The sequence below is a fragment of the Vibrio sp. YT-15 genome (assembly GCF_033337445.1).
Lineage (GTDB): Bacteria > Pseudomonadota > Gammaproteobacteria > Enterobacterales > Vibrionaceae > Vibrio > Vibrio alginolyticus.
This window is the reverse complement of sequence record NZ_JAWOQR010000002.1, coordinates 110,092-126,286: the sequence shown is the minus strand read 5'-3', so window position 1 is coordinate 126,286 and position 16,195 is coordinate 110,092. Positions and strand designations below refer to the sequence as shown.

The following is a 16,195-nucleotide window of genomic DNA, read 5'->3' as shown; positions in this document are numbered from 1 at the left end:
AAATGTGCGAATGTTAACGTTTATGTAAAACAGTGCAATTTATCAGCAACTTTATACGTAACATTTCCTTTCCAGATTAGATACAGTTTATTAAAGAATTAGTTTTTCTCACTTAAATGGCAGGGAATGCGTTAGTTTTTTTCATTTCTTACAACCTAACTTTTGCCTTACATTACGCCCAAATTACCCCTTCTCCTTTTCACTAATGTGAACTTTGATGAGTACGCAACATGCAAACTTTTGAACTTGCTATCTTCTTGCAGTTTTTTCTCGGTTTGGTCGCCGCAGTAAACCCTGTTGGTATCATGCCTGTGTTTGTGTCACTAACCGGGCATATGACACCAGACGAAAAGCGCAATACGGCAACAACAGCAAATGTGGCTGTTGCGATCATCCTGATCATTTCGCTTTTTGCTGGTCAGTTACTGTTAGACATGTTCAGTATTTCTCTGGATTCGTTTCGTGTCGCTGGCGGGTTGCTATTACTTAGCATCGCATTCTCGATGATGAGCGGTAAACTGGGGGAAGATAAGCAGAACAAACAAGAGAAAACGGAATACGTCAGTCGTGAACAGATTGGTGTGGTCCCTCTTGCAATGCCTTTAATGGCAGGTCCTGGTGCAATCAGTTCGACTATTGTTTATGGTGCACGCTACCCAAGCATGTTCGATACCGTGGGCATTAGTATTACGATTGGTTTGTTCTGCCTTTGTTCATGGCTATTGTTCCGCTCTGCCCCATTGATCGTACGATTTTTAGGTCAAACTGGAATCAACGTCATTACTCGTATCATGGGTTTGATATTGGGCGCGCTTGGCATAGAGTTCATTGCGAATGGCTTACGCAACTTATTTCCAGGATTAGCCTGAGTTTCTATAAAATTGTATGATAGAGCGATTCAACAATGGATCGCTTTGTCATGACGACTGACTCTCTTAAACATACTCTATATGTCACCATTTTTGGTACTCATACCAAAGCTGGTAAAACGTTCGATATTGCTCTCATTATCGCGATCATCAGTTCGTTAATCGTACTGGTGTTAGATTCGATACCCTCCGTTCGGGCCGAGTGGGAAAAAGAGCTGAAGTTTATTGAATACACATTTACTGGCCTATTCACGATTGAATACCTTCTAAGGCTTTATTGCTCTCCTAAACCTGCCGCCTACGCAAAGAGTTTTTATGGTGTCGTCGATTTACTTGCGATTTTGCCCACCTATTTAGCACTCTTCTTCCCATCCGCTTCGTTTATGGGTGTGATCAGGGCGCTGCGAGTGATGCGAATATTCCGCATACTCAAGTTAGTCCGATACCTCCAAGAGTCCAATATCCTCTTACGTTCACTGCTTATGGCGCGCAGAAAGATTTTTATCTTCTTTAGTTCCGTCGCCATTATGGTAACGATTTTCGGCTCATTGATTTTTATCATTGAAGGACCTGAAAACGGATTTACTAGCATTCCTAAAAGTATTTATTGGGCGATCGTGACCATCACAACGGTTGGTTATGGTGACTTGGTCCCTCAAACAGACCTAGGTAAAGGGCTTGCATCACTCACCATGTTACTGGGTTATTCCATTTTGGCGGTACCTACAGGTATTTTCACTGCCGAATTACACCAAGAGATGCAATCGCACAAAGTATTGGTGAAATGCCCAAACTGCTCCCACGCAGGGCACGACTCTGACGCAATTTACTGTAAACATTGTGGTAGTGAACTGGCCGATCCAGACAAAAGAGTCGTTCGAACGGAAGACGACGCATGAAAAAAGAGCTCCCTAAGGAGCTCTTTTATTTTGTCATCAAATAAAGGATTGATGTGATTATGCTTTCTCAGACAGAATAATTCGCAGAGTACGACGCAATGGCTCCGCAGCACCCCAAAGCAGTTGGTCACCAACAGTGAAAGCATTTAGGAAATCATCACCCATTGCCATCTTACGTAGACGACCCACTGGTACAGACATTGTGCCCGTAACTTTTGCTGGCGTTAGCTCTTGAGCAGTGATGTCACGGTCGTTAGGAATCACTTTCACCCAATCGTTATGAGTGGCGATGATTTCTTCGATTTCGTCCATTGGTACATTTTGTTTAAGCTTGATAGTAAGTGCTTGAGAGTGACAACGCATCGCGCCAATACGCACACAAGTACCGTCAATTGGAACAGGTGAACTTTGAGAACCCAAAATTTTATTCGCCTCGGCGCCCGCTTTCCACTCTTCTTTACTCTGACCATTATCGCGCTTCACATCGATCCATGGGATCAACGAACCAGCTAGTGGCACACCGAACTTATCGGTAGGGAAAGAGCCGCTGCGCATTGTATCCGCGACTTTCTTATCGATATCTAGGATAGAGCTTGATGGGTTTGCAAGTTCAGAGCTAACAGAGTCATTGATAACGCCCATTTGCGAGATCAATTCACGCATATTTTGCGCACCAGCACCAGATGCGGCTTGGTAAGTCATTGCGCTTGTCCACTCAACAAGGCCTTTCTCAAATAGACCACCTAGCCCCATTAGCATTAAACTAACCGTACAGTTACCACCGACAAATGTGTTCGTGCCACCGTGGATGCCTTGTTGGATTTGCTTTAAGTTCACTGGATCAAGTGTGATGATCGAATCTTCAGCCATACGTAGCGTGGAGGCCGCGTCAATCCAGTAGCCTTTCCAACCAGCCTGACGAAGTGCAGGGAAAACTTTTTCTGTGTAGCTACCACCTTGACAGGTGATTACCGCATCAAGCTGTTTTAAGCTTTCAATATCATACGCGTCTTGCAGTAAGCCTGCGTCTTTTCCTAAGTTAGGAGCAGGAATACCAACTTGAGAAGTACTGTAGAATACTGGTTCGATTAGGTCGAAGTCTTTCTCTTCAACCATACGCTGCATAAGGACTGAACCAACCATACCGCGCCAACCAACTAAACCAACTCTCATCGTATTAACTCTCCATGTATTAAAAAACCTACCCCATAGTTAATTTTTCACAGCAAAATCTCAACCCCTATTTTGTAAATAAGCGCGTTTTTTAACCTTTTCCTCTGAAAAACCGGGTTACACGAGATTTTTTAGTGTTTGGTTTGCGGTTTTAACCATTTTTCAAGTAGGGAAAGCACTTTAGTCCCCTAATTGGTCTTACCACTCAATGAGAAAATAACACATGAAGCACAACAATTTCACATTACACAACATTTAAAACCAAAAAAGTTAAAAAAAACTAACAGTTAATTTCACAAGCAAACGTTTTTACCGACGAACATCAAGATAAAACACCAAATGTTCGAAATATAATTTTTGTTAATGTATGTTATGCGCGATTACAACAAGGAGCGCCTTCCTCTATTGCTCCAAGATTGACAGAGGCACATATGAAGCAAGTTACACCACGCCTACCAAGCTTGATACAGGTATTTATCTCGCTCGGTTTATTTCTCCTGCTGGCATTTTCGTTCACAGCCAAGCTAGACCTACCGATTCAGCTAGCGCTATACATCGGTTGGTTCATTGTCATGATATTGGGCATAAAGCTTGGCCATCAGTATAAAGATCTGGAAAAAGCAGCACTAAATGGCATTTCCAATGGACTTGGAGCCGTTTTAATCCTTTTGGCCGTTGGCGCGCTTGTAGGTACTTGGATCTCTGGTGGTATTGTTCCAACCATTATTTACTACGGCCTTAAAGCAATCCACCCTTCCATCTTTTTGCTCGCGACCATGATCATCTGTTCATTGACTGCGCTAGCGACTGGCACGTCTTGGGGTGCGGCTGGCACGGCAGGTATTGCAATGATGGGTATCGGTCAAGGTCTTGGTGTTCCTGCGCCAATCACTGCAGGTGCCGTACTTTCAGGCTGTTACTTTGGTGACAAAATGTCGCCTCTATCGGATTCAGTAATCCTTGCTTCATCTATGTCTAACGTTGAAGTGATGGAACATATTAAAGGCATGTTGCCGATAGCACTCATTAGCTACATTATTACAGGCATTATGTTTACTGCATTTGGCTTCCACTACGCAGGTCAAGTTGACATGAGCCAGGTAGACTCTGTCATTAAAGCGATGGAACAGCAGTTCTACATCACCCCTTACTCATTTGTTCCTGTGATCATCGTATTGTCACTTCTAGCGATGCGTATGCCTTCATTCCCAGTGATCAGTTTTGGTTCTCTGCTAGGTATTATTTGGGCAGTGATGATCCAAGATGTCGATTTCCTAACCGCGTTCAACACGGCTTGGGCTCCGTTTGCAATCTCATCTGGCGTAGATTTCATTGACTCAATCCTTAACCGTGGCGGCATGTCTTCAATGCTTGGGTCGGTAGCGGTTATCGTATTCGGCCTTGGTTTTGGCGGTCTACTAGATAAAGTAGGCGTGCTAGAGACTATCGCGAAGCTGTTTGAAAAACGCGTTCAAAGTGCAGGTTCATTGGCAACAAGCACAATTGGTACGGCCTTTATGGGCAACGTATTTGGTTCAGCGATGTACGTTTCACTTATTCTGACCCCAAAAATCTGTGCGAAGAACTATGACCGTCTAGGCTACAAACGTAAGAATTTGTCTCGTAACGCAGAATTTGGCGGCACGCTAACCTCAGGTATGGTCCCTTGGAGTGACAACGGTATCTACATGGCCAGTATTTTGGGTGTTGCTACACTGTCTTATGCCCCGTTCATGTGGCTGAGTTTTGTATGTATCATCGTAACGATCTTCACTTCTTACATGGGTTGGTTTGTTGATAAGTGCGAACCAACAGCAGAAGCAGTTGAAGAAGCTGAAGGCGAATTAAAGCAGCAAACCGCTTAACTTCGCAGAGATAGGAAGAACCTCCCTTCCGAATTCAATACTAAAAAAGAGCGCTTTAAAGTGCTCTTTTTTTATTTCCAAAACAAATCGTTAGCTTTGTTTGACTGGCGTTTTCACGGCTGCACGCTTCCCAAACCAATAGCCCAATCCAAGCGGTGCAAAGAATATAACGGCAATGAACAGAATAAAGTAGATGATGGTACTTTTGACAAGTTCAATCAGCTTAGTCATGGCGAGATTCACAACCTCTTGCGACACTCGATCCATATCTTGAGCAAACTTCTCGCGCTCATGGGTAATGATCTGTGCGATTTCTTGGCGCTCTCTGGCAACCATCAGCTCTATAGCTTGGCGTTCTTCACCCAACTGAGATAAACGCGCCTCCGTCCTTTGATCGATATCGTCAACCAAAGGTTGTAACTCCAGCGCCATTTGTTCTGCCAAATAACGCATGTACTCTGGGTTGTTATCGATAAAATCCCTCATCGAATCAGCGGTAACTTGCAAACTATTGAGCGCCGCATTGACTTTTTCGATGCTGGCAGAGCTATTCAAGGCCAACAACTGCGCTTTCCACGTCATTATTTTTGGTGTCTGTTCTGATACCAGACTTAGACGATCAGAGACATCCCCAAGTGCTTCTGGCATCGTGCCTAACGTTGTAACGGCTTCCTCTTCGCTAATTTGGTTTGCATCTAACCACTTACGGTAAGCCAGAGTCCTAATCATGCTTAAATCAGCGAATGGATGCTGCTTGGCGAACTCTGCAACAAACGTTTGTGTCTTGATGTATGCTTCTTTCTTCAATAAAGATTGAGCCAGTTTATCTACCTCTTTCGCTAAATAAACGGAAACTAACTTGGCCTCATCAGACGCAAAGAGCTCATTACCAGAAGCGGTAGTAAAGAACTGTTCCATTTGTAGCGTGAAAGTCCATGTATCAATCAGTGCAGCCATTGGGGACACTTGATACGCAGAAGCTTGGATGCCTTCTTCAGCATTTATCTTCCAAAGTAAAATATAAGATTGATGAACTTTATCATGAGGCTCATATTGTTCGTGTAGTGCATCTGCTGCTTGCTCAACCTGAGCAAAAAACTGCTGCGCATACTCACGAGTCAAAAGACGCATATTGAGCTCTTGTTTGGTAAGAGGGACGGTTTGACTCTCGATCTTGACTTCGAGCAGGGAGCACCCTGAAAGCATCATAACCAGCCCTATCAACATCATTGAAGACATTCGGCGAACGGACATGAAAACACCTTTAACAAATTGTATAGAACGGGAATAAAGCGAACTAAGTCATATAGTTCGAGCCTTTATTACCTCAACTCTTATGACATTAAGTCAGAGCAATATCAATCTGTTAGCGCTTCTGTTATCTTTTCACTATTGAGAACATTATTAGCAAAAAGTATGGTTTGTTTTAGGACATCATCTAAACATGCCAACTTCTCTTCCGGCACTTTTTGCCCTTGTTTAATCAACAGTTCAATATCACCCGAAATACAGTGCAATGGCATTGCACCTAAACTCCCTGAGACCCCTTTAAGACTGTGTGCGGCTCTTTGCGCTTGCTCTTTATCCTCTTCTAACAGCTGATACATTTTAGTGCCATCGCCAGAGTGATCCTGAATAAAGACCTCCAGTAACATCCGCACAGCGCCCTCGTCACCAGACAGAGAATCTAACATTTTATTGATATCTATGTACGGCTCACGTTCCACTACTTCCACTTGTGATGAATTCACCTCATTACAACTTTTTTCGTTCATTTGGACGTTTTGAAAATTTTCTGACTGAGCTGAGGGAACAGTGTTAGCTCCATTTTCATCATCGCCAACTTGCTCTGACTTTTTATCATCGGTTCTGGGTAGTGGTATCGGTTGACTCGTTTTTGGGGAGAAGGCTCCCCATGAAATGAGGAAAAGGAGCAAACCACTGATTACAGACAACCAAACAATAAAAGTCATTAGCTTCTGTTCCAACTGATCATTTATCGAAGTTAACTGGTTCGGGAAATCTGGATTAAGCAGGTGATTGGATAAATAACTGCCCTGTGCCTGAGCAGATAGTGCGCTTGAGGTTTGAGCAAGCTGGCGCTGAAGAGCGCTTCGCTCTTCGGGAGAGAGCGTCTCTGATTCAATAAAAAGTCGGTCTAAGTCACGGTAAGTATCGCTATTCGTTGCAGAGTCACTAAAGACAGACTCAAAAACAAGCGCACCTAAGCGATAGTACATTGCCTGAATTTGCTCAGAGTTTTCTGTTCGAGCACGGCTGCTTCGTAACTGTTCTGCTAACGAAACCAATTCACTGTCACTTCTTACAAAAGCTCGAGCACTTTCTAAAAATCGGTCGGTCGTATAAAGCAATTGAGTGATGTCTGGTGTGATTTTCCCTTCAGAAAACTCACTTTCAAGCTGTAAGCGAACTGCATAAGCCAACTGAAGTTTCAGTGAAATTTGGTCGACGTGTTTAACACGGTAAGGCAGATCGAAGTTAAAAAAGTGCCTGACTTCTTCAACTTTACTTCCTAACTCATTTACAGTCGAAATCGTTTGAATCGTTTGTTTGGCTTGCAGCCAAATGCCAAGTGCTAAAACACACCACAAAACGAACCAGAACCAAACAAACCGCCGTATTCCTTCTTTTAGCTTCAGCAACACTTGCCCCTCGCATATCTCCATTAATTACAAGCATATACTATGGATGTTTCTTATTCACATAAAAAAAGAGAGCCGTTTGCTCTCTTTATTTAACGATATGATTTTAATTGCGACTTAACTGATCTTTTAGATTTGGAGGCGTCCCTTTAATCGTTAAGGTATCCGTCTCTGGATCATAAAAAATACGCTCGCCAAGTAAGAGACTATCGAAGCTAATATTCAAACCACCACCAGCTCCAACAAATTTAGTCAGTTTGCGAACCGTCGCACGATCACCTGGGAAAGACTCTTCAAGTTCGTACCCTTGCTCTTTGGTGAAATCCATAAAGCTCGTGCCATCTTGGCTTTGAGGAAGCTCTCCGGAAAGTTCTGAGATTTGAACTTCATCACCGGATTTAATTTGCTCATTGCAGTAGTCGTAAACTTGTTTCTTGTACTCGTTCACTTCTTGCTTTTCTAGCTTCGAGTCAGCACAAAAATCATCCACCGCCTGCATCAACACTAAGTTTTGTTGTTTAGTATCTAAGCCAATATCCGCTTGCAGAAAATCTAGGAAGAAGTCCGCCACTTTACGGCCAACGCGTCCTTTAATGTATTGCAGATAACGATTGGATTCCTTGTCGGTCTCGTAGCTCGACAGGTCGATGCGTGCGGCAATATCCATTTTGGTGATATCTAAGTAATCTGTCGCACTGATGTCCAAACCTTCGGTCACTTTTAAACTTTGATTCATTGGTAGGATACCGATGAACAAGTAGTCCGTTGCTAAACTCTGATACTCAGCGAAAACCAAGATACCTTCATCCGCAAATGGGTACTTAATCAACTCTTCTTTCAAGCGATTTGCACTAATTTGTGAGAAGTCGTAAAAATCTCGCTCTCCTTTGCGCATTTCTTGAAGCCAAAATTGAAATTCGCTGTCTGACTGGAAAGCGCCAAAACCTTTACCAGCTTTAGAATGGAATACTCGGTGAAGCTCAGCGACTAAGTTTTCTGTAGATGCATCGTTCTCTAATGATGCTGGACGAAAGTTTACAACCAGCTCGTCCTGATCGTTTTTGCACAGTTGATGCAGAATAACGTTTGAAAGATGAAGACTCATAGTGATTTTATCTTGCTACAAGGTTTTAGTTGATGGGCATTGTAGGTTATCATAAGCCGCTTTTACTATCATTATTAGAGTCTTTATGCCGATTACATCTAAATATACTGACGAGCAAGTAGAAAAAATTCTTGCTGAAGTAGCAACAGTTCTTGAAAAACACGCTGCTTCTCCTGAGTTGACGCTAATGATTGCCGGAAATATCGCAACCAATGTCTTAAATCAACGTGTTGCTGCTTCACAACGCAAAGCGATTGCTGAAAAATTTGCTCAGGCGCTGATGTCTTCTTTAGAAACACCAAAAACACACTAATCACGGACAATAGAACACATACATGGTAGACAGCGGAAACTCATACGGCGAACGTGTATCTCGACTAGTTGGTTGGGGTCACTGGTTTGCATTCTTCAATATCGTTGCATCGATGTTGATAGGCACACGCTACATTGTTCAGTCTCCTTGGCCCGAGACGTTACTTGGTCAGTTTTATCTGGCGGTTTCTTGGGTTGGTCACTTTGGCTTTCTAGTTTTCGCACTTTACTTGCTTGTTCTATTCCCGTTGACGTTTATCCTGCCATCGCGGAAATTGTTCCGTTTGGTGGCAGTGATTTTCGCAACCGTTGGGCAAACCATATTATTAATTGATACCCAAGCGTATCAGTCGATCAATTTGCACTTAACTCCCGTTGTCTGGGAGTTACTATTCAGCGAAGACAAAAGTGCACTCAGCACTGACCTACAACATTTATTTGTTGTGATGCCGCTGATCTTCCTTATTCAACTCGCACTATCCGAATGGGTATGGCGAAAACAGCGCAAACTATCTCATAAGCACGTAGGACGCCCTCTCGCGGCCGTCTTTTTCCTCAGCTTTATGACCAGCCATTTGGTTTACATTTGGGCAGATGCGTATTTTTACAACCCAATTACTAGCCAGCGTTCAAACTTCCCGTTGTCTTACCCGATGACAGCGAAGAGTTTTATGGAAAAACATGGTCTACTTGACCGTGAGGAATACCTAAAACGTTTAGCAGAAAACGAAGGCAACGTAGAGTTAGTCAACTACCCTCTTGAAAAGCTTGAGTTTAACCGCCGAGTTAATAAGCTCAATGTGTTGATGATCAGCATAAACAATTTACGAGCGGATGCGCTGAACCAAGAAGAGATGCCTAACCTCTATGAGTTTGCTGAAAACAATCAGAACTTCCGTAATCATTACAGCTCAAGTAATGATACATACGGGGCCTTTGGTTTGTTCTATGGCTTACCGACCAGTTATGCATCAAGCATCAAGGCGCAAGGTGCTTCCCCAGTATTGCTCGATGTACTGAAAGATCAGGGCTACAACTTTGGTTTATTCAGTGGCAGTGGGTTTGAAGATGATCTCTACTCAGAAATTATTTTCCGCGACTTGAACTTAGCGGAAGACCTAGATGGCACGCAAGCTCATACCGATAAACAATCTATCGCAAACTGGAATACATGGTTAGCAGAGAAAGCAAGTCAGCCATGGTTTAGTTACATCGAAGTCACCACCGTTGATAATTTTGAATCGATTCCTTCAAATAATGACGAAGAAATGCCCGCAAGTGAGCGATTCAAAAAAGCTTATGAATATGCAGTGAAGTCGGCGGATAGAACTATCGCCGGTATTATTGATGAACTAGAAACGACGGGACAACTGACAAACACCATCGTAATCATCACTTCTAATCACGGTAGTGAATTTAACGAAACCAATACGAACAGCTGGGGAGCAAACAGCAACTACAGCCGTTATCAATTACAAGTTCCGATGGTGATCCATTGGCCTGGAATGCTGGCTGGCGAATTTAATCACAGCACAAGTCACTTGGACCTCTCAGTTACACTGTTGCAAGATATGCTCGGCGTATCTTCCAACCCATATGATTACAGTAGTGGTCGCAACCTATTCGATGAAAGTCGTCGTCGCTGGATCTTGGCGGGCGATACTCGCGAGCTTGCCTTAATTACTAGCTCACAAACCACAGTGATCGATAAGTTTGGCAACTACAAGCTGTATGACAAAAACTACAAACGACTTCGAGATGATGCACCGAAGTTGCCAGTTTTGATGCAAGGTTTAACTGAGTTACAGCGTTTTTATTCTAAAAACGATTAATACTTAGCAATCCATATACTATTCAAACTCCCCCTTTTTGGGGAGTTTTTTGTTTATTTAAACAACACAAACCACAAATTTGCGCAGTAAACATACAATCAGTTCAACTAGGGGTTTACAACATTTTCAAAGCCTTATATTATGCGCCTCAACAATGGAGAGATGGCTGAGTGGTTGAAAGCACCGGTCTTGAAAACCGGCATACGTTAATAGCGTATCTAGGGTTCAAATCCCTATCTCTCCGCCACTTTTAGAAAAAGCCCGCTAAGAAATTAGCGGGCTTTTTCGCATCTCCAGGCTTAAAAAGATTTGTACAAATCGCTTATCACTTCTTGAACGCAACTAAGCACTCCGCCACACTCAGAAAGAACCCACAAAAAATTAATGCCCTTTTCGTTCGTTCCAGTGTTGAATCAATTTGATATTTACGTCTAGTTGTATCTACTCATCAATAAAGACTTCTTTAGCGGCATTGATAAGCTGCAAATGAATTGGGACGAGGTCAGCATGATTCGTTCGATATCCACCTCCAACGACAGCTGCGACAGGGATACCTCGAGATTTCACTGTTTGCATTAAAAATCTATCACGTTCTAAAATCCCTTGCGTCGACACATCAAAATATCCAAGCTCATCGTCCTGATGTATATCGACACCAGCATCGTAGATAACTAAATCAGGGCGATGAAGATTAAGTGCCATATCGACCACTTCTTTAAACGCCATTAAAAAATCCTCATCACCTGTTCCTCGCACTAAAGGCACATCTAGGTCAGACTGAGGCTTCCTCGCTGGAAAGTTTTTATCACAGTGGAAAGAAAGCGTGATGATATCTGGCTCATCGTCACATAAAGTTGCTGTTCCATCCCCATGATGAACATCACTGTCAATGATCAATACTTTATCGACATGCTCAACTTCGAGTGCTTGCCTAGCCGCGATCACTAAGTCATTAAATAAACAAAAACCACTACCAAACTCTTTGTGTGCGTGATGATACCCACCACTCAAATGAATGGCCACTCCGTACTCAAGTGCCTTTTTTGCGGTCAGAGCCGTGCCCGCTGCTGAAGTTAGCGTTCTGGTAATGAGAGACTCACTCCAAGGAAAACCTATTCGGCGCATCTTCGCAGCTGGCATGTTTCCACTAACAAGTAACTCGACGTATTCCTCGTCATGAACACGTTTTACTTCCCCAACAGTTAATGCTTCGGGCTGGAAAAACTGCGTGTGCTCTTTCCAGTTATCTTTCTCCATATGCACCAATACCGATTCATAGAGGTACTGGTATTTCATAATTGGGTAACGATGCCCCTCTGGCAACTCAAGTTGAGAATAAATCGTGTGGTAGATAAATGGCAGCATGAGAAATTCTTAATAACAATGGTAACGAAATAGTATCAACTTCAAGGGTTGAATAAAACGCAATTTAATTGATAATAATTTTCAATATCAATTAAATTTAATATACATATGAATTCTACTTTCTTTGCTATTCTCGGCGCACTGTTTGGCTCTCTTTGTGCTCTGTCCCTATTTTCATCTCTTGTTGTTGGTGCGTGGTGGTTGGTTGATTTTATGGTGCTTAGCTAACACAATGACTTTCAACTGAAATCAAAAAAACATAGGTGTTTGTATGAGTCAAACCGTCTTTATTACCGGAGCAAATCGCGGCATTGGCCTTAGCTTAACTGAGCTGTACCTGAAGCAAGGCCACCAAGTACATGCTACTAGCCGTTCCTTAGAGAACAGTTCAGAACTACAAACTCTAGCCTCACAATTCAGCAATCTAGTTTTGCACGAACTGGATGTCACGCACTACGAACAAGTCGCTAAGCTTGCCGATAAACTCCCTGCCATCGACTTACTCATCAATAATGCAGGATATTACGGCCCCAAGGGATATGGCTTTGGAAATACTGACGTAGAAGCATGGCGTAAAGTCTTCGAAGTAAACACCATTGCTCCGTTAAAACTGGTTGAGTACTGTTACCCTCGCTTACAACAAGGCAAGATGAAAAAGATTGCTTGTATCTCATCAAAAGTCGGCAGTATGACCGAAAATACGTCCGGCGGCGGCTATATTTATCGCTCATCGAAAGCGGCGCTTAACTCGGTTGTGAAAAGCTTAAGTAATGATTTAACACCTGAAGGATTTACCGTTTTAGCGCTTCACCCTGGTTGGGTAAAAACGGCGATGGGCGGGCCAAATGCTTTGATAGATACGCAAACCTCCGCGCTAGGCCTAGCGAACGTGATAGAACTGAGCACACCGCAGCTTTCAGGTCGATTTATTAACTACGATGGTACTGAGTTACCTTGGTAGCAGCATTAAGACACAACCATCACTAAACCAAATACCATCAAAGCCAGGCTTCATAATCGTGACTTGGTTGGCAAACATAATGTTCATCAGTGATCCACCAGCATAATTCGCGCAATCTAACTTGAATTTATCTACATCCAATCCAGACTTAGGAAAAAGTAGAACAAATAAGGAGAAAGCACGATGGCAGCAGATAGGGATTTGGTTAATTTTAGCGAAGAGCACGAACTAAATTACTGCTTGAGAAGTGCTGGTAAACGCCAAACTCAAGCGAATCGAGATACATTAGTTGACTTGGGCAACCAGGTGAAAGAGGTACTGGACAAACGCGTGTTAACTCAAGGTGAAGTAAGAGGCGCGATCCAAAACCACGGTGACCTGTTCGAGTAATCTATTTTCAAGCATGCGCGGTGTTTAATTACACCGCGCTTGTCCTATGCCTGCTTACCTTTGGTTGCACGAGATTTAGTCGCGCCACCATTCTTTGAATAACTGCGCTTTTTACGTTTAAACGCAGGACGTTCCACCTTGGGTAGATGACATAATGAATCAGGGATAGGCCCTGCTTTTACTTGTGCCATCAAGCTATCAATGCGTTGTTCCAGTGCTTGCATGAACGGCTGATATGCTTGATTTCTCTCTGCCATACCTTGTAACTGGTGCTCCCAATGAGCCGTCATATCAGGGTATGTTGAATCTTCTGGCAAGGCATGAATGAGACCTCTTCCCGCAGGAGAACTGAGAATTGACTTACCTTGACGCGTAAGCAGTTGGCGTTTGAACAGCGTGTCCAAAATACCAGCGCGAGTCGCTTCCGTGCCTAGCCCATCAGTGTCACGAAGGATTTTTTTCAGTTCTTTATCCGCAACATAACGGGCGATCCCGGTCATCGCTTGCAACAGCGATGCCTCGGTAAAATGCTTTGGTGGCTCGGTTTTTCGGTCTTTTATTTCCCCTTCACGACAAGTTAACACGGTGCCTTCGGGTAGCGGTGGCACGGCATCAATACCTTCATCTTCCTTGTCAGTTTTGCCCATTAGCGCTTTCCAACCCGGCGAAACTAACTGACGACCTTTCGCGACAAACGTACCACCAGCGATATCGAAAACCAATTTCGCTTCTGCGTAAACCGCCGCCGGATAGAACTGCATGAGGTACTGGCGCGCAATCAATTGATACACTTTCATCTCATTGCCGGAAAGCGCATTCACATTAGCTTGCTTCGGTGTAGGGATAATCGCATGGTGCGCATCCACTTTTTTATCGTTCCAGGCTTTGGACTTTAATGTTAAGTCTGCTCCCTGAACGGCAACTTGCAACTCTTTTGCGTTATTCGCAATAGCAGTTGTCACCGTCCCTGCTTGTGAGTAGTGTTCCATCGGTAAATAGCGACAATCTGAACGCGGGTAAGTGATCAGCTTGTGCTTTTCATACAATGCCTGACAAGTATCTAGTACTTGTTGCGCACTCATACCATAGCGCTTCGCGGCATCGATCTGTAAAGCAGATAACGAATAAGGTAATGGTGCTGATTGCTTGGTTTGCTTTTGTTCCGACTCCGTCACTTTTGCAGGTTGACTTGCGATACGGTTTGCAACATTTTCCACCAACTTACGGTTTAACACTCGACCTTCTTCGTCCTGCCAAGGCTTGCATGCCTCACTTGGCTTCCAACGAGCACGAATATCAAAAGTACCATTGGCATCTTGATATGGGATCAGAGCATGTAGGGTAAAATAGTCCTTCGGGACAAAGTTTTCGATTTCTTCATCACGACGCACCACTAAGCCAAGAACTGGCGTTTGCACTCGCCCTACCGAGAGAACACCTTGATACCCTGCTTTTTGACCAAGCAAGGTATAAGCACGAGACATGTTCATACCATACAGCCAATCAGCCCGAGAGCGGGCCAATGCAGAAACTGAAAGTGGGATAAACTCGCGATTACTGCGCATAGAACTGAGAGCACGTTTAACCGCAGGTAAGTTTAAGTCCGAAATCAACAAACGCTGTGTAGATTCCTTCTTGGTTTTAGATAACTTGCAATAGTCGAGAACTTCATCAACTAACAGCTGACCCTCTCGATCTGGGTCTCCTGCGTGAATGACTTCGTTAGCTTCTTTGAGCAATTTACGAATCACTGTTAATTGCTTACTTGCACTTTTCCTCGGTCTGAGCTGCCATTGCTGCGGAACAATTGGTAAATCTGCCATATTCCACTTTTTATAACGCTCATCGTAAGCGTCGGGTTCGACTTGTTCGAGTAAGTGGCCGATACACCAAGTAACGATATCCCCGTTCCCACAGCGGATGAATCCTTGATCTTTCTTTTGAGGGTTTGGCAGTGCAGCGGCAATCGCACGGCCTAAACTTGGTTTTTCAGCAATAAACAGACGAGACATAACGTTTTGGAAATAAATATAATTAGGGCCACATTATCGAATGTAGCCCTAATAAATCAAGAAAAACTGTATAAATAAACAGTCAGTTTATTTAAGTTTTTAATTATAGGAATTCAACAAACTGAGAAAGGTCACGCTCAGGAACTTTCATCGGTGTACAACCAGGCGTGCCTAAGTACAAGAAACCAACAATCTCATCGTCACCCTCTAAACCAAATGCTTGATGAACTTCTGGATGGAACATCCACTTACCTGAGCGCCAAAACCCTTGAAAGCCTTGCGCTACGGCTGCCATTTGCATCGCTTGTACAGCGCATCCCGCAGATAAGTGTTGCTCTAGTGCTGGTACTTTCTCATGTTCTGTTACTTTAGCAATCACCGTGATCACCATTGGTGCGCGAAATGGGGCATTCTTTACCTTTTCGACCACCGCTTCATCACTATTTTCAGCTTCTGCCGCTTTTACCAATATATCTGACAGTTTTTTCAAACCATCGCCCTGTGCGATAACGAAACGCCAAGGGGTTAATCCCGCATGGTCAGGCGCACGAAGGCCAGCACGAATGATGTTCTCAAGTGCTTTACCTTCTGGTGCAGGCGCGGATAACTTCGCGATAGATCGGCGATTGAGCAAAAGATCGAGAGCGTCCATGAAAGAATCCTTATTGAATATCGTTGTTATTTTGTTTACGCCACTTTAGCACAATCTGCTCCTGCGAATAACAACCGGTTTTCTGTGGGCTTGATAA

At 43.5% G+C, this 16,195-nt stretch carries 14 protein-coding genes and 1 tRNA gene; 8 read left to right on the top strand and 7 right to left on the bottom strand.

Annotated elements, in window-relative coordinates; all coding sequences use genetic code 11:
• Nucleotides 1–230: 230 nt before the first annotated feature.
• On the top strand, nucleotides 231–869 hold the full coding sequence (locus R7D93_RS04640) for a YchE family NAAT transporter (protein WP_005380729.1): 639 nt from the start codon (nucleotides 231–233) through the stop codon (nucleotides 867–869).
• Nucleotides 870–904: 35 nt separating this feature from the next.
• Nucleotides 905–1,768, top strand: a complete 864-nt coding sequence (locus R7D93_RS04635) for an ion transporter (RefSeq protein WP_005380728.1) — start codon at nucleotides 905–907, stop codon at nucleotides 1,766–1,768.
• A 57-nt stretch (nucleotides 1,769–1,825) separates the two neighbouring features.
• Here R7D93_RS04635 and asd read toward each other — a convergent pair whose 3' ends face one another.
• Nucleotides 1,826–2,941, bottom strand: coding sequence for an aspartate-semialdehyde dehydrogenase (gene asd / locus R7D93_RS04630; protein WP_005380727.1), 1,116 nt, complete (start codon nucleotides 2,939–2,941; stop codon nucleotides 1,826–1,828).
• A gap of 431 nt (nucleotides 2,942–3,372) precedes the next feature.
• Between asd and nhaC the strand changes: the two genes are divergently transcribed.
• On the top strand, nucleotides 3,373–4,806 hold the full coding sequence (nhaC, locus tag R7D93_RS04625; RefSeq protein WP_005380726.1) for a Na+/H+ antiporter NhaC: 1,434 nt from the start codon (nucleotides 3,373–3,375) through the stop codon (nucleotides 4,804–4,806).
• A gap of 90 nt (nucleotides 4,807–4,896) precedes the next feature.
• On the opposite strand, the gene R7D93_RS04620 is transcribed toward nhaC, so the two are convergent.
• The 3 genes from R7D93_RS04620 to yejK all read right to left on the bottom strand — a co-directional run bounded on the left by R7D93_RS04620 (nucleotide 4,897) and on the right by yejK (nucleotide 8,574).
• Nucleotides 4,897–6,060 carry a chemotaxis protein gene (locus tag R7D93_RS04620; RefSeq protein WP_225495492.1) on the bottom strand — a complete coding sequence of 388 codons (1,164 nt, stop codon included), beginning with the start codon at nucleotides 6,058–6,060 and terminating at the stop codon, nucleotides 4,897–4,899.
• Between the two features lie 104 nt (nucleotides 6,061–6,164).
• Entirely contained in the window at nucleotides 6,165–7,493 is a 1,329-nt protein-coding gene (locus R7D93_RS04615; protein ID WP_225495493.1) for an Hpt domain-containing protein, read from the bottom strand.
• An 82-nt stretch (nucleotides 7,494–7,575) separates the two neighbouring features.
• Nucleotides 7,576–8,574, bottom strand: coding sequence for a nucleoid-associated protein YejK (gene yejK, locus R7D93_RS04610; protein WP_005380723.1), 999 nt, complete (start codon nucleotides 8,572–8,574; stop codon nucleotides 7,576–7,578).
• Nucleotides 8,575–8,659: 85 nt separating this feature from the next.
• Between yejK and R7D93_RS04605 the strand changes: the two genes are divergently transcribed.
• From R7D93_RS04605 to R7D93_RS04595, 3 genes are all read left to right on the top strand, one after another.
• Entirely contained in the window at nucleotides 8,660–8,887 is a 228-nt protein-coding gene (locus R7D93_RS04605) for a YejL family protein (RefSeq protein ID WP_005380722.1), read from the top strand.
• A 22-nt stretch (nucleotides 8,888–8,909) separates the two neighbouring features.
• Nucleotides 8,910–10,718, top strand: coding sequence for a DUF3413 domain-containing protein (locus R7D93_RS04600; protein ID WP_005380721.1), 1,809 nt, complete (start codon nucleotides 8,910–8,912; stop codon nucleotides 10,716–10,718).
• A 156-nt stretch (nucleotides 10,719–10,874) separates the two neighbouring features.
• Nucleotides 10,875–10,965, top strand: a tRNA-Ser gene (locus R7D93_RS04595).
• A gap of 194 nt (nucleotides 10,966–11,159) precedes the next feature.
• Here R7D93_RS04595 and R7D93_RS04590 read toward each other — a convergent pair.
• Nucleotides 11,160–12,083, bottom strand: a complete 924-nt coding sequence (locus R7D93_RS04590; protein WP_225495495.1) for a histone deacetylase — start codon at nucleotides 12,081–12,083, stop codon at nucleotides 11,160–11,162.
• A 271-nt stretch (nucleotides 12,084–12,354) separates the two neighbouring features.
• Between R7D93_RS04590 and R7D93_RS04585 the strand changes: the two genes are divergently transcribed.
• The gene (locus R7D93_RS04585; RefSeq protein WP_054575561.1) at nucleotides 12,355–13,044 is read left to right on the top strand and encodes an SDR family oxidoreductase; all 690 of its coding nucleotides are present in this window, start codon (nucleotides 12,355–12,357) and stop codon (nucleotides 13,042–13,044) included.
• Between the two features lie 183 nt (nucleotides 13,045–13,227).
• Nucleotides 13,228–13,434 carry a hypothetical protein gene (locus R7D93_RS04580; RefSeq protein ID WP_005380717.1) on the top strand — a complete coding sequence of 69 codons (207 nt, stop codon included), beginning with the start codon at nucleotides 13,228–13,230 and terminating at the stop codon, nucleotides 13,432–13,434.
• 44 nt (nucleotides 13,435–13,478) lie between these two features.
• On the opposite strand, the gene R7D93_RS04575 is transcribed toward R7D93_RS04580, so the two are convergent.
• Together R7D93_RS04575 and R7D93_RS04570 are read right to left on the bottom strand one after the other, a co-directional pair.
• The gene (locus tag R7D93_RS04575; protein WP_213872643.1) at nucleotides 13,479–15,446 is read right to left on the bottom strand and encodes a DNA topoisomerase III; all 1,968 of its coding nucleotides are present in this window, start codon (nucleotides 15,444–15,446) and stop codon (nucleotides 13,479–13,481) included.
• Nucleotides 15,447–15,549: 103 nt separating this feature from the next.
• Nucleotides 15,550–16,098 (bottom strand): NAD(P)H nitroreductase, encoded by a 549-nt coding sequence (locus R7D93_RS04570; RefSeq protein ID WP_005380711.1) that lies wholly within the window; start codon nucleotides 16,096–16,098, stop codon nucleotides 15,550–15,552.
• Between the last annotated feature and the right edge of the window lie 97 nt (nucleotides 16,099–16,195).

Excerpts from the sequence above, each read along its gene's own strand:
- R7D93_RS04640 (WP_005380729.1), top strand. The coding sequence starts at position 231 with ATGCAAACTTTTGAACTTGCTATCTTCTTGCAGTTTTTTCTCGGTTTG.
- R7D93_RS04635 (WP_005380728.1), top strand. The coding sequence starts at position 905 with ATGGATCGCTTTGTCATGACGACTGACTCTCTTAAACATACTCTATAT.
- asd (WP_005380727.1), bottom strand. The coding sequence starts at position 2,941 with ATGAGAGTTGGTTTAGTTGGTTGGCGCGGTATGGTTGGTTCAGTCCTT.
- nhaC (WP_005380726.1), top strand. The coding sequence starts at position 3,373 with ATGAAGCAAGTTACACCACGCCTACCAAGCTTGATACAGGTATTTATC.
- R7D93_RS04620 (WP_225495492.1), bottom strand. The coding sequence starts at position 6,060 with ATGTCCGTTCGCCGAATGTCTTCAATGATGTTGATAGGGCTGGTTATG.
- R7D93_RS04615 (WP_225495493.1), bottom strand. The coding sequence starts at position 7,493 with ATGGAGATATGCGAGGGGCAAGTGTTGCTGAAGCTAAAAGAAGGAATA.
- yejK (WP_005380723.1), bottom strand. The coding sequence starts at position 8,574 with ATGAGTCTTCATCTTTCAAACGTTATTCTGCATCAACTGTGCAAAAAC.
- R7D93_RS04605 (WP_005380722.1), top strand. The coding sequence starts at position 8,660 with ATGCCGATTACATCTAAATATACTGACGAGCAAGTAGAAAAAATTCTT.
- R7D93_RS04600 (WP_005380721.1), top strand. The coding sequence starts at position 8,910 with ATGGTAGACAGCGGAAACTCATACGGCGAACGTGTATCTCGACTAGTT.
- R7D93_RS04590 (WP_225495495.1), bottom strand. The coding sequence starts at position 12,083 with ATGCTGCCATTTATCTACCACACGATTTATTCTCAACTTGAGTTGCCA.
- R7D93_RS04585 (WP_054575561.1), top strand. The coding sequence starts at position 12,355 with ATGAGTCAAACCGTCTTTATTACCGGAGCAAATCGCGGCATTGGCCTT.
- R7D93_RS04580 (WP_005380717.1), top strand. The coding sequence starts at position 13,228 with ATGGCAGCAGATAGGGATTTGGTTAATTTTAGCGAAGAGCACGAACTA.
- R7D93_RS04575 (WP_213872643.1), bottom strand. The coding sequence starts at position 15,446 with ATGTCTCGTCTGTTTATTGCTGAAAAACCAAGTTTAGGCCGTGCGATT.
- R7D93_RS04570 (WP_005380711.1), bottom strand. The coding sequence starts at position 16,098 with ATGGACGCTCTCGATCTTTTGCTCAATCGCCGATCTATCGCGAAGTTA.